Origin of the sequence: Burkholderia sp. WP9, from assembly GCF_900104795.1 — a bacterium.
Lineage (GTDB): Bacteria > Pseudomonadota > Gammaproteobacteria > Burkholderiales > Burkholderiaceae > Paraburkholderia.
Genome location: NZ_FNTG01000001.1, coordinates 3,183,831 through 3,196,309, shown reverse-complemented (window position 1 = coordinate 3,196,309; position 12,479 = coordinate 3,183,831). Strand labels below are relative to the sequence as shown.

Sequence of the window (12,479 nt, the reverse complement as noted above, 5' to 3'; positions counted from 1 at the left end):
CCAAAAGATAGCGACACAGATAGCGACAAGAGGAAACGAAAGATGCGCAAATTAATGATGTCCTTGCTGATGGCCGGTTCGCTGCTCGCGGGCGGTATCGGCGCCGCCCTCGCGGACGACGCTTCCGCCCCCGCAGCCGCTTCGGCAGCGCCTGCTGCCGCCGCGGCTTCGGCACCGGCCGCGGACGCGTCCGCCGCACCGGCTGCCAGCGCGGCCGCCGCCGCACCCGCAGCATCGGACGCTGCGCCGGCTGCCCCGACCGCGCCGTTCTCGGTCGATTCGTCGAAGATCAACTCCGGCGATACCGCCTGGATGCTGACCTCCACCGCGCTCGTGCTATTCATGACGATCCCGGGTCTGGCACTGTTCTACGGCGGCATGGTCCGCAAGAAGAGCGTGCTCGCGATCCTGATGCAAAGCTTCGCGATCACCTGCCTCGTGTCGATCATCTGGGTCGTGGTGGGCTACACGCTCGCCTTCACGCCGGGCAATTCGTTCATTGGCGGTTTCTCGCGCTTCTTCATGGCGGGCATGAACTACATCAAGGGCGACAAGGCCACGACGCTGACCGTCAGCCACCTCGCGCCGACGATCCCGGAAACGGTCTATGTCGTCTATCAGATGACGTTCGCGATCATCACCCCGGCACTGATCACGGGCGCGTTTGCCGACCGTATGAAGTTCTCGGCGATGCTCGTTTTCATGACGCTGTGGTCGATCATCGTCTACTCGCCGATCGCGCACATGGTCTGGGAACCGACCGGCTGGCTGGCTAGCGCGGGCGTCCTCGACTTCGCGGGCGGCACGGTGGTGCACATCAACGCCGGTATCGCGGCGCTGGTCTGCGCGCTGGTGCTCGGCAAGCGCGTCGGCTACGGCAAGGAAGCCATGGCGCCGCACAACTTGACGCTCACGCTGATCGGTGGCGCCATGCTGTGGGTGGGCTGGTTCGGCTTCAACGCGGGTTCGGCAGTGGCGGCAGACGGCCGTGCCGGTTTCGCGATGTTCGCAACGCAAGTGGCAACCGCAGCAGCAGCACTCGCATGGATGTTCGCCGAATGGGCAACCAAGGGTAAGCCGTCGGTACTCGGTATCGTGTCGGGCGCCGTGGCAGGTCTGGTGGCGATTACGCCGGCTTCGGGCTTCGTCGGTACGGCGGGTTCGCTGGTGATCGGTATCGCGGCAGGCGTGATCTGCTTCTGGTCGGCAACGTGGCTCAAGCACAAGCTCGGTTACGACGACTCGCTCGACGCGTTCGGCGTGCACTGCATCGGCGGTATCGTGGGTGCGATCCTGACCGGCGTGTTCGCGGTCAAGGACATCGGCGGCGCGGACGGCAGCGTGATCCTGCAGGCCAAGGGCGTGCTGACGACGCTGATCTACAGCGGCGTGGTGAGCTTCATCCTGCTGAAGATCATCGACATGGTGATGGGCATCCGCGTGACGGAAGAACAGGAACGCGAAGGTCTGGACGTGAGCCTGCACGGCGAACACGTCGAGTAAGCAACGTACCGCGAGCCCGCGCTCCCGGGCTCGCCGGTTCAGAAATAAGCACAGCGACTTTGGCCCGCCTTCATGGCGGGCTTTTTTCTTGCGCGCTATCTTGTAAACGGTAGTTTTCCCTGCCTATCATGGCGATAGCGAGAATGCATTCGCGTCCGCTTGCGAATGGAGAAACCGTCCCCAAATGGACAAAGCATTTGCTCTACAATCTTTTTTCTCCAGTCTGCGAGTGATCAATGGTTCCGCACCTAGTTACGGCGTTAAACGGCCCGCTGCTCGATCTTGAGCGGAAGATCCTCGACGCCACACCCGCCATCGAACGCTGGTTCCGGCTCGAATGGCAGGAGCACACGCCGCCGTTCTACTGTTCCGTCGACCTGCGCAACGCGGGCTTCAAGCTCGCGCCGGTCGACACCAATCTGTTTCCTGGCGCATTCAACAATCTGCCGCAGGAAGTGCTGCCGCTCGCCGTGCAGGCCGCCATGGCCTCGATCGAGAAGATCTGCCCGGACGCCAAGAATTTGCTGGTGATTCCCGAGCGCCACACGCGCAACGCGTTTTATCTCGAGAATGTCGCCCGGCTGGCTGCGATCATGCGCCAGGCCGGCTTGAACGTGCGTTTCGGCACGCTCGACGAAACCATCAACGGGCCGGTCACGATCGCGCTTTCCGACGGGCAGAAGCTCGTGCTCGAACCGCTCGAGCGCTCGCAGCGTCGTCTTGGTCTGAAGAATTTCGACCCGTGCTCGATTCTGCTGAATAACGATCTGTCGGGCGGCATTCCGCCTGTGCTCGAAAATCTGCACGAACAATATTTGCTGCCGCCGCTGCATGCCGGCTGGGCCGTTCGCCGCAAATCGACGCATTTTTCCTGTTATGACGACGTCGCGAAGAAGTTTGCGAAGATGGTCGAGATCGATCCGTGGATGATCAATCCGTATTTCGCGCATGTGGAAGGCGTCGATTTCCAGGAACGCACCGGTGAGGAAGCGCTAGCGGATGCGATCGACGGCGTGCTGAAGAAGATTGCCAAGAAGTATCGCGAGTACGGCATCTCCGAGAAACCGTACGTCGTCATCAAGTCGGATGCGGGCACTTATGGCATGGGTGTGATGACCGTGCACGACGCGTCGGAAGTTGCCGCGCTTACCAAGCGCGAACGCGCCAAGATGGCGGCGACCAAAGACGGCCTGGAAGTGCACGACGTGATCGTGCAGGAAGGCGTGTACACCTTCGAGCGCATTGGCGAGGAAGTGGCCGAGCCGGTCGTGTACATGATCGACCGATATGTCGTGGGCGGCTTCTACCGCGTGCACGGCAGCCGCGATCGCGATCAGAATCTGAACGCACCCGGCATGCACTTCGTGCCGCTCGGCTTCGAGCACACGGCGCTGCCCGACGCGCACGCCAAACCCGGCGCGGCGCCGCCGAACCGCTTCTATATGTACGGTGTGGTGGCGCGGCTGGGGCTGCTGGCCGCCTCGGTCGAACTGGAAAAGACCGATCCGGAAGCGATTCAGGTCTAAGCAACCTTGGGTGGTCGATGGCGGCATGCGTGCCGCCATCGCCATTTTCAACGACTATATTTACGATCAACGCCAAGCCCATCAGGGCGCACCAGGACCTTCATGGACATTCTTTTCATCGCCGACCCGCTCTCGCAATTCAAGATCTACAAAGATTCGACCTACGCGATGATGGCCGAGGCGGCGCGCCGCGGTCATGTGGTCTACACGTGCGAGCCTAAGCATCTGGCGTGGACGGGCGGCGACGTCGAGGCGAACGTGCAGCGCGTGGCGATTGTCGGCGACGGCGCCGATCTTCATCGCGACGTCTGGTACGACGCGGAAGCCGCCACGCCGCGCGCGCTCAAGACATTCAGCGCGGTGGTGATGCGCAAAGACCCGCCATTCGACATGGAATATGTCACGTCGACCTGGCTGCTGGAAATGGCCGAACGCGCCGGCGCGCGCATTTTCAACAAGCCGCAATCGATTCGCGACCACTCGGAAAAACTCTCCATCGGCGAATTCGCGCAGTTCGTCACGCCTACGCTGGTCACGCGCGACGCGACCCGCTTACGTGCCTTCCACGAGGAACATGGCGACGTGATCCTGAAGCCGCTCGACGGCATGGGCGGCATGGGCGTGTTCCGCGTGAAAGCCGACGGCATGAACCTCGGCTCGATCATCGAAATGCTGAGTCACGACGGCGCGCGTTCGGTGATGGCGCAGAAATTCATTCCCGAAATCAAGGAGGGCGACAAGCGTATTTTGCTGATCGGTGGCGAAGCCGTGCCTTATTCGCTGGCCCGTATTCCTCAGGGTAATGAAGTGCGCGGCAACCTCGCGGCCGGCGGCCTTGGGGTAGCGCGTCCGCTGACCGAGCACGACCGCAAGATCGCCGATACGCTGGCGCCGGTGCTCGCCGCGCGCGGTCTGCTGCTGGTCGGGCTGGACGCGATCGGCGACTGGCTGACCGAAGTGAATGTGACCAGCCCGACATGTTTCCGCGAGATCATGGATCAGACCGGTTTCGACGTCGCCGCCATGTTCATCGACGCATTGGAGCGGGCGGCAGGTTGATGATCTGGGCCGATTTGCGCTCTTGAATGGCCGCCATGATCCCCAAACTGTGTATTAAATCCGCATCAGGCAGCACGCCGGCTTTGGCGCGAAAATGAGCCTGATACAATGCCCGCTCTCGCGCGCCAAGCCGTTTCGATGGCACCTCGACGGTGTCATGGAGATGGATCGCGGGCAATGAGCGGGCAGGTTTTCGCTAGCGCCGGCTCGGTGCCGCGCGGCGGGGCGCTCGTCGATTCACGCGTTCCGGCCCTCATGGCCCACGGCCGGTCGAGGGCGCTGACGAACCGGGCTTCGTCCCGGTCCACGGTTGGGGCCGTTCTTTCGCAGTAAGGCTGACATGGCAGGCATTCTGATCATTGCGCACGCTCCGTTCGCCACCGCGTTGCGCGATTGCATTTCGCACATCTATGGTGGCTTGCCGGCGCGCATCGGCGTGATCGACGTATCGCCGGATTGCGATCCCGCGCAGCAGGTTGCATTCGCGCACGCGGAGATCGAACGTCTCAAGGAAGAAAACGGCGCGCTCGTCCTCACGGATATGTTTGGCGCCACGCCGGCGAATATCGCCGGCCGGCTCGCTTCAATACCGGATGTGCGCGTGCTGTGCGGCGTCAACCTGCCGATGCTGGTGCGCGCGGTCTGTTATCGCGCCACACCGCTCGACACGTTGGTCGACAAGGCACTCGCCGGCGCCACCAAGGGCGTGCACGCCATCGGACCGGCCACGCCGGCACCCGTCGCGCCCACCGCGGAGTCCGGCGACTGTTTGCCCGCACTGCCGCCCGATGCGGCATCCGGCGGCGCGTGTTTGCCGGCCTTGCCGGTCGACGCCGATCTGACGCAAAAAGCCGACTCAGCCGGCTTGTAAGCGGATCGCCCGGTTGCCGGGTTTTCGCCCGCAATGCCACTGGTTTGCGGATTCACCTTTCATAACCACACTTACCCGCGCTTCGGACCATCACATGCTGCAACAGGAAACGACTATCGTGAACAAGCTGGGGCTGCACGCGCGCGCGTCGGCCAAGTTGACGCAACTCGCAGGCAACTACCAGGCGGAAATCTGGATGAGCCGTAACGGCCGCCGTATCAATGCCAAGAGCATTATGGGCGTGATGATGCTGGCCGCGGGCATCGGCAGCACGGTGCTGATCGAAACAGAAGGCGCTGACGAAAAAGAAGCGATGGACGCATTGCTGAAACTGATTGCCGATAAATTCGGCGAGGGTCAGTGAGCACCTCCACGTTGCGATATGCGCAAACGCCGCGGCTGTCCGCGGCGTTTTTTTTAGCGCGTGACAATGGTCGGGCGAAAGCGCGTGAGGCCCGCACATCGACATTCGCATACGGTTCACGTTGCTGGAACGCGAGTCAGATGAAGGCTCGTTGGCAGCTCGCTTACGGTAATTCGTGCTGCGCTGCACACAGGCCCGACATACCGGCGAAGGGCGCGGAATTTATAATGGCGCAGAGTGTCTGAGAGCATTGCAGCGGTTTGCCGCGGCATCACACAACTAGAGGAGGTGCGCGTGTCCTTCACGCTGCATGGAATTCCCGTGTCACGCGGTATCGCCATCGGGCGGGCTTATCTGATCGCCCCGGCTGCACTCGACGTAGACCACTATCTGATCGAGCCCGCCCAGATCGAAGGTGAGGTGGAGCGCTTTCGCGCGGCCCAGCAACACGTGCATCACGAGCTCGACGCGTTGCGCGCCGATCTCGCCGTCGACGCACCCAGCGAGATGGGCGCGTTTATCAACGTTCATTCAATGATCCTGAACGATGCGATGCTCGTGCAGGAAACCATCGACCTGATCCGCACGCGCCGCTACAACGTGGAATGGGCGCTGACCGAACAACTCGAGCGCCTGTCGCGCCATTTCGACGATATCGAAGACGAGTACCTGCGCGAGCGCAAAGCCGACATCGAACAGGTGGTGGAGCGCGTGCTGAAGGCGCTCGCGGGCGCGTCGGTGGCGCTCGTGGACGGCGTGCACGGCGCCTGCGACGAGATGATCGTAGTCGCGCACGACATCGCGCCGGCCGACATGATGCAGTTCAAAACGCAAACGTTTCAGGGTTTCGTCACGGATCTGGGCGGCCGCACGTCGCATACGGCGATCGTCGCGCGCAGTCTCGGTATTCCGGCCGCGGTCGGCGTGCAGCACGCGAGCGCGTTGATTCGCCAGGACGACCTGATCATTGTCGACGGTGATCACGGCATTGTGATCGTCGATCCCGCGCCGATCGTGCTGGAGGAGTATTCGTACCGGCAAAGCGAAAAAGCGCTCGAGCAGCGCAAGCTGCAACGGCTTAAGTTTTCGCCCACTCAAACGCTGTGCGGCACGCGTATCGAGTTGTGCGCGAATATCGAGTTGCCGGAAGACGCGAGCGCCGCGCTCGACGCGGGAGCCATGGGCGTGGGTCTGTTCCGCTCCGAATTCCTGTTCATGAATCACAAGGACCGTTTGCCCGAAGAGGAAGAGCAATTCGCCGCGTACCGTCGCGCGGTCGAATTGATGAACGGCCTGCCGGTCACGATTCGCACGATCGACGTGGGCGCCGACAAGCCGCTCGATTCGATGGGCGGGGGCGATGGTTATGAAACCGCCGCGAACCCGGCCTTGGGTCTGAGAGCGATTCGCTGGAGCCTCTCCGAGCCGCAGATGTTTCTCACGCAGTTGCGCGCGATACTGCGCGCGTCTGCGTTCGGTACGGTGAAAATTCTGATTCCGATGCTCGCGCATGCGCAGGAGATCGATCAGACGCTCGACCTGATTCGCGAAGCCAAACGTCAGCTCGACGACGCCGGCATGGCCTACGATCCGAACGTGCAGGTCGGCGCGATGATCGAGATTCCGGCCGCCGCCATCGCCTTGCCGCTGTTTCTCAAGCGGCTCGATTTCCTGTCGATCGGCACGAACGATCTGATCCAGTACACGCTGGCGATCGATCGCGCGGACAACTCCGTCGCGCATCTGTACGACCCGCTGCATCCGGCGGTGCTGCACCTGATCGCGTTCACGCTGCGCGAGGCGAAGCGCGCGGGCGTGCCCGTGTCGGTGTGCGGTGAGATGGCCGGCGACCCGGCGTTGACGCGTCTCTTGCTCGGCATGGGTCTCACCGAGTTTTCTATGCATCCGAGCCAACTGCTGGTGGTCAAGCAGGAAGTGCTGCGCGCGCATTTGAAGACGCTCGAAAAGCCGGTGGCCGATGTGCTGGCTTCGTTCGAACCCGAAGAAGTGCAGGCTGCGTTAAAGCGCGTGTCGCTGGCCTGAGTTCACGTCTTCGAATAAGAAACGCCGCCTCACGGGCGGCGTTTTTTTAGCCTTACGGCAGCAGATCAAGCCGGGTGCGTCTGCCCGCATACCGGGCAATCCGGCTGCCGCGCAATACGCATCGTGTTCCACTCCATGCGCAGCGAATCGAGCATCATCAGGCGGCCGAGCAGCGGCGTGCCGATTCCGCCGATCACCTTGAGCGCCTCGGCGGCCTGCATCGAACCGACGATACCGACTGTCGGCGCGAACACACCCATGGTCGAACACGCGACTTCCTCGAACGGCTGGTCTTCGGGAAACACACACGCATAGCAGGGCGACGCTTCGTCGCGGAAGTCGAAGGTGCTGATCTGGCCGTCGAAGCGCAACGCCGCGCCCGACACGAGCGGCACGCCGTGCTTCACGCACGCGCGGTTGATCGCATGGCGCGTCGCGAAGTTATCCGTGCAGTCGAGCACGACCGTGGCATGCGGCACTTGTGCGTCGAGCCACGCGTCGTCCACGCGCTCGGCCACCGCATTCACCACCACCTCGGGATTGATCCGCGCGATTGCCTCGCGCCCGGACTCGACCTTCTTGCGCCCGATAGATGCGGTCACATGCAGGATCTGGCGCTGCAGATTGGTCAGGTCGACCGTATCGGCATCAACCAGCGTCAAACGGCCGACACCCGCGGCGGCGAGATACATCGCGGCCGGCGAACCCAGGCCACCCGCGCCGACGATGATCGCGTGAGCGTCGATAAAGCGCTGCTGAGCCTCGATGCCGATTTCGTCGACGAGGATGTGGCGGGAATAGCGAAGCAGTTGATCGTCGTTCATGGCGGGGCGCGTAAGTGTGTCGCGCGTTGAGATGCAGGACCGAAGGGTCTGCCGTGCGCGGTTTCTTTATTTTAATCGCGCGGGGAGCGGGTGTTCTGGCTGATGCCCGGTATGGCAGCGTGTCTTCGCAGCAGCTTGCGCTGCGAAGACACGCTTTGATGCTTACTTGCTTTGCGTAGCAGGCGTCGAGGCCGGCGCCGGGCCCGATGCGCCCGGCACCGGTTGCGTCGGCTTGACCGCGACCGGCGCGGACGCCGACGTGGCCGGCTTGTTCTGCGCGAGACGACGCTCGGTCAGCGACTTCGATTCCTGCACCGGCTTGCCTTCCAGCTTGTTCAGCGCCTGTTGCAGCATGAAGTCGTCGGTCGAACCGAATTCCACCGGCTTGCGCTCACGATCCTTCTGACGCTGTTCCGGCGTCTTCTTGTCGTTCTGCTCTTCAAGCAGGCGCAACTGGTCCATGCGTTCCTGCTCGCGCTGTTCCGCTTCCTTCTTCTCGTTCGGATCCTGCGTGTTCGCAAGGTGATTCGAGTAGTCGACTTCGCGGGTCACGAGTGCGTCGTCCGGATCGCCTTCCGCGTATTGATCGACCGCGATATCAGGACGGATGCCCTTGTTCTGGATCGAACGGCCACTCGGCGTGTAGTAGTACGCCGTGGTCAGACGCAGTGCCGTGTCCGCCGTCATGGGTCGCACGGTCTGCACCGAACCCTTGCCGAAGGTGGTCTTGCCGACGATCAACGCACGATGCTGATCCTGCAGCGCGCCTGCGACGATTTCCGACGCCGACGCGGAGTACGCGTTAGTCAGCACGATCATCGGCACGGTCTTGAAGATCGGCGCTTCGTCCTTCAGCGGATCGCTGTCGAAGGACTGCAGGCGGTAGTTGTCGTAGGTGTCGCGATAGACCTGCTTCGAATCCGGAATCTGGCCATTGGTGGACACCACAACCGAATTCGGCGGCAGGAACGCGCCGGCCACGCCGACCGCGCTTTGCAGCAGGCCGCCGCCGTTGTTGCGCAGGTCGAGCACGAGACCCTTCAGATTCGGCTGCTGACGCGCGATATCTTGCAGCTTCGCGGCGAGGTCAGGCGTGGTGCGTTCCTGGAAGCTCGTGATCCGCACATAGGCGTAGCCCGGCGCGAGGATCTTCATCTTGACCGACTGGACCTTGATGACCGCGCGCGTGACGGTGAGCGGGAAGGTGCGGTCGTCGGTCTTGCGGAAGATGGTGAGCGTGACCTTGGTGCCCGGCTCGCCGCGCATCTGCTTGACCGCCTGGTCGAGCGTCATGCCGCGCACGGGCTTGTCGTTGATACGCGTGATCAGGTCGCCCGGACGGATGCCGGCGCGGAACGCGGGCGTGTCTTCGATCGGCGAGATCACTTTGATCAGGCCGTCTTCCGACGAAATTTCGATACCGAGTCCGGCGAAGCGACCCTTGGTCTGCTCCTGCAGTTCCTCGTAATCGGTCTTGTCGAGATACGACGAGTGCGGGTCGAGGCTCGACACCATGCCTTTGATGGCGGCGGTGAGAAGCTTTTTATCGTCGACGGGTTCGACGTACTCGTGCTTGATTTGCCCGAACACTTCGGCAAAGAGCCTGAGCTGGTCCAGCGGCAGCGGGGCGACAGCGTTGGACGCTGCGCTGGCCGGTTGCTGCGCCGAAGCGGAAAGTTGCAGGGTGGCAAATACACCGGTAGCAAGGCCCGCGGCAATCAGGCCGATATTTTTCAGGTTCTTTCGCATAGAGTCTGTTGCGGTCGGAAGCGCGTGGCAGCGTCGATAGAGATGGGGACGGACAAGTATAACTGCACACCCGCCCAGTCAGGGCGTAGCGCAGGCAATCGTGATTCGACAGCGCGAGCGGGGCGTGGTTCGTGAGATGCGGCCCGCGACGCCGAAGTAATGTGCGGTAACGGATTGATGGCGCGAGAATGGCGCGCTTGACAGACGTGACAGGCGCGAGCCGCGCCGACCGGTATGTCTTGCCGGTCGGCGCGGCCATTAGCCGCCATGTGTCACCAATCGCCGCCAGTAGCCGCCGTTGCGCTGTATTGACGGCGGCAGCATGGCGGCGAGATGGCGGAATCAGCCGGCTTTGCCTTGCTTGGCGACTGCGGCTTGCGCCTTGGCGATCGCGTCCTGATCGCCCAGATAGTAGTGCTTGAGCGGCTTGAGATTTTCGTCGAGCTCATAGACGAGCGGCACGCCGTTCGGAATATTCAGACCGACGATGTCGTTGTCCGAAATATTGTCGAGGTATTTCACCAGCGCGCGGATCGAATTGCCGTGGGCGGCGATCACGACCTTGCGGCCCGACTTGATCGCCGGCGCAATCGACTCGTTCCACAGGGGCAGAACGCGCGCCACCGTGTCTTTCAGGCATTCGGTGAGCGGCAGCTGCTCGCGCGGCACCTTGGCATAGCGCGGATCGCTGTAGGGCGCGCGTTCGTCCGTCGGCTCGAGTGCGGGCGGCGGCGTGTCGTAGCTGCGGCGCCAGACCAGCACCTGCTCGTCCCCGAATTTGGCGGCCGTTTCCGCCTTGTTCAGACCCGACAACGCGCCGTAGTGGCGTTCGTTCAGACGCCACGAATGCACCACCGGCAGGTACATCAGATCCATTTTGTCCTGCACGTGCCACAGGGTGCGGATCGCGCGCTTGAGCACCGACGTGTAGGCGATGTCGAACGTGTAGCCCGATTCCTTCAGCAGCACGCCGGCTTGCTGCGCTTCACTGTTGCCCTGCTCGGTGAGGTCGACGTCGACCCAGCCCGTGAAGCGGTTTTCCTTGTTCCACGTCGATTCGCCGTGGCGGATGAGAACGAGTTTGTACATGAGATTGCCGGTCGGTAGTGAGGAAGCGGTAAAGCGTTGCGGGGGTCCTCTGGAGGAGCGCCGCCATCGCGTCAGACGGTTATTTTATAATGGCTGGATTGCCCTTTTCGATTTCTCTCTTTTTCGGCGGATTTTCCGTGAAGTTTTTCACTGATTACACAAACCTTGTACTGATCGCGATCGTCCTCATCTCCGGTGGGTTGCTGCTGTGGCCGACGATCAGCCGGCGCGGCCGCGGTGGCCTGTCGGCCGCTGAAGCCACGCAACTGATCAACCGGCGCAATGCGGCGGTCATCGACCTTCGTCCGTCCGCCGACTACGCCAAGGGGCATTTGCCCGCGGCCCGGCACCTTGAATTTGCGGAGTTGCAGGCGAAAGTCGCGCAACTCGTGAAGAATAAGAGCAACCCGGTGCTGCTGGTTTGCCAGACCGGCCAGCAGTCGAACAAGGCAGCGCGTATCGTGCAGGATGCAGGGTATGCGGAAGTCCATGTTCTCGAAGGCGGTGTCGACGCCTGGCAGAAAGCCGGCATGCCGGTTGTGAAACAAGGAGCAGCCAAGTGAACAAAGTGATCATGTACAGCACCCAGGTGTGCCCGTATTGCCAGATGGCCGAACGTCTTTTAAAGTCGCGCGGCGTCGAGCACGTTGAAAAGGTACTGATCGACAAAGACCCGGCCCGTCGTGAGGAAATGATGACCCGGACCGGTCGCCGCACGGTGCCGCAAGTGTTCATCGGCGAGACGCATGTGGGCGGGTACGATGACCTCTCCGCGCTCGATCGGGCGGGCGGGTTGATGCCGCTGCTCGAAGCAACCGCCTGAATTCGCGCGCCCGCGGGTGCGCGCCAAGGGCGGGTGAATACCAAGCCGGTGCGGTCTCGCCTCATCAGGGCGGGCGGCGCGCCGCAACGATCTGGCGGCCCATGCAACCATGGGCCGCCGCCATGCATACCTATCAGGGAATCACTTCATCATGTCCGACGAGAATAACCAGCCGTTCTTCAACATCCAGCGCATCTACCTGAAGGACATGTCGCTCGAGCAGCCGAATTCGCCGGGCATCTTCCTCGAGCAGGAAATGCCGTCGGTCGAAGTCGAAGTCGACGTGAAGGCCGAGCGCCTCGCCGACACCGTGTTCGAAATCCTCGTTACGGGTACGGTCACGGCCAAGGTGTCGGACAAGGTTGCGTTCCTGATCGAAGCCAAGCAAGCCGGCATTTTCGACATCCGCAACATTCCGGCTGAGCAGATCGACCCGCTGGTCGGCATTGCTTGCCCGACCATTCTGTTCCCGTACCTGCGCTCGAACATCGCCGACGCGATCACCCGCGCCGGTTTCCCGCCGATCCATCTCGCCGAAATCAACTTCCAGGCACTGTACGAGCAACGCCTCGCGCAGATGGGCGGCCAGGACGGCGCGGCGCAAAACGGCGTCACGCACTAACGTGTC

Annotated in this window: 12 protein-coding genes; 9 read left to right on the top strand and 3 right to left on the bottom strand. The window is 62.4% G+C overall.

The window, feature by feature from the left end:
- The first annotated feature begins 42 nt into the window (after window positions 1–42).
- From BLW71_RS14185 to ptsP, 6 genes are all read left to right on the top strand, one after another.
- A complete protein-coding gene (locus BLW71_RS14185) occupies window positions 43–1,503 on the top strand; it encodes an ammonium transporter (protein WP_091796874.1) in 1,461 nt (486 codons plus the stop codon).
- Between the two features lie 236 nt (window positions 1,504–1,739).
- On the top strand, window positions 1,740–3,029 hold the full coding sequence (gshA, locus tag BLW71_RS14180; RefSeq protein WP_091796873.1) for a glutamate--cysteine ligase: 1,290 nt from the start codon (window positions 1,740–1,742) through the stop codon (window positions 3,027–3,029).
- A 102-nt stretch (window positions 3,030–3,131) separates the two neighbouring features.
- Window positions 3,132–4,088 carry a glutathione synthase gene (gshB, locus tag BLW71_RS14175; protein WP_091796872.1) on the top strand — a complete coding sequence of 319 codons (957 nt, stop codon included), beginning with the start codon at window positions 3,132–3,134 and terminating at the stop codon, window positions 4,086–4,088.
- Between the two features lie 340 nt (window positions 4,089–4,428).
- Window positions 4,429–4,959 (top strand): PTS sugar transporter subunit IIA, encoded by a 531-nt coding sequence (locus BLW71_RS14170; protein WP_091796871.1) that lies wholly within the window; start codon window positions 4,429–4,431, stop codon window positions 4,957–4,959.
- A gap of 94 nt (window positions 4,960–5,053) precedes the next feature.
- On the top strand, window positions 5,054–5,323 hold the full coding sequence (locus tag BLW71_RS14165) for an HPr family phosphocarrier protein (protein ID WP_007179472.1): 270 nt from the start codon (window positions 5,054–5,056) through the stop codon (window positions 5,321–5,323).
- Window positions 5,324–5,617: 294 nt separating this feature from the next.
- Window positions 5,618–7,366: a phosphoenolpyruvate--protein phosphotransferase gene (gene ptsP, locus BLW71_RS14160; RefSeq protein WP_091796870.1), complete on the top strand. Its 1,749-nt coding sequence runs from the start codon at window positions 5,618–5,620 to the stop codon at window positions 7,364–7,366.
- A 65-nt stretch (window positions 7,367–7,431) separates the two neighbouring features.
- On the opposite strand, the gene BLW71_RS14155 is transcribed toward ptsP, so the two are convergent.
- The 3 genes from BLW71_RS14155 to gpmA form a co-directional block, all read right to left on the bottom strand.
- A complete protein-coding gene (locus BLW71_RS14155; protein ID WP_091796869.1) occupies window positions 7,432–8,190 on the bottom strand; it encodes a HesA/MoeB/ThiF family protein in 759 nt (252 codons plus the stop codon).
- Between the two features lie 162 nt (window positions 8,191–8,352).
- Window positions 8,353–9,939 carry a S41 family peptidase gene (locus tag BLW71_RS14150; RefSeq protein WP_091796868.1) on the bottom strand — a complete coding sequence of 529 codons (1,587 nt, stop codon included), beginning with the start codon at window positions 9,937–9,939 and terminating at the stop codon, window positions 8,353–8,355.
- 342 nt (window positions 9,940–10,281) lie between these two features.
- Window positions 10,282–11,028 carry a 2,3-diphosphoglycerate-dependent phosphoglycerate mutase gene (gene gpmA, locus BLW71_RS14145; RefSeq protein ID WP_091796867.1) on the bottom strand — a complete coding sequence of 249 codons (747 nt, stop codon included), beginning with the start codon at window positions 11,026–11,028 and terminating at the stop codon, window positions 10,282–10,284.
- Window positions 11,029–11,165: 137 nt separating this feature from the next.
- Here gpmA and BLW71_RS14140 point away from each other — a divergent pair, with 137 nt between their 5' ends.
- The 3 genes from BLW71_RS14140 (at window position 11,166) to secB (ending at window position 12,473) form a co-directional block, all read left to right on the top strand.
- Complete coding sequence (locus tag BLW71_RS14140; protein WP_012431601.1) at window positions 11,166–11,591, top strand: rhodanese-like domain-containing protein; 426 nt, start codon at window positions 11,166–11,168, stop codon at window positions 11,589–11,591.
- Complete coding sequence (gene grxC, locus BLW71_RS14135; RefSeq protein ID WP_007179466.1) at window positions 11,588–11,851, top strand: glutaredoxin 3; 264 nt, start codon at window positions 11,588–11,590, stop codon at window positions 11,849–11,851. Before BLW71_RS14140 ends, grxC begins: the two co-directional genes overlap by 4 nt.
- A 151-nt stretch (window positions 11,852–12,002) precedes the next feature.
- Window positions 12,003–12,473, top strand: a complete 471-nt coding sequence (gene secB / locus BLW71_RS14130; protein WP_007179465.1) for a protein-export chaperone SecB — start codon at window positions 12,003–12,005, stop codon at window positions 12,471–12,473.
- Window positions 12,474–12,479: the final 6 nt, after the last annotated feature.

Bases quoted from the DNA above. Each gene is read 5' to 3' on its own strand.
- BLW71_RS14155 (WP_091796869.1), bottom strand. From the start codon at position 8,190: ATGAACGACGATCAACTGCTTCGCTATTCCCGCCACATCCTCGTCGAC.
- BLW71_RS14150 (WP_091796868.1), bottom strand. From the start codon at position 9,939: ATGCGAAAGAACCTGAAAAATATCGGCCTGATTGCCGCGGGCCTTGCT.
- gshB (WP_091796872.1), top strand. From the start codon at position 3,132: ATGGACATTCTTTTCATCGCCGACCCGCTCTCGCAATTCAAGATCTAC.
- BLW71_RS14165 (WP_007179472.1), top strand. From the start codon at position 5,054: ATGCTGCAACAGGAAACGACTATCGTGAACAAGCTGGGGCTGCACGCG.
- gshA (WP_091796873.1), top strand. From the start codon at position 1,740: ATGGTTCCGCACCTAGTTACGGCGTTAAACGGCCCGCTGCTCGATCTT.
- secB (WP_007179465.1), top strand. From the start codon at position 12,003: ATGTCCGACGAGAATAACCAGCCGTTCTTCAACATCCAGCGCATCTAC.
- BLW71_RS14170 (WP_091796871.1), top strand. From the start codon at position 4,429: ATGGCAGGCATTCTGATCATTGCGCACGCTCCGTTCGCCACCGCGTTG.
- BLW71_RS14185 (WP_091796874.1), top strand. From the start codon at position 43: ATGCGCAAATTAATGATGTCCTTGCTGATGGCCGGTTCGCTGCTCGCG.
- gpmA (WP_091796867.1), bottom strand. From the start codon at position 11,028: ATGTACAAACTCGTTCTCATCCGCCACGGCGAATCGACGTGGAACAAG.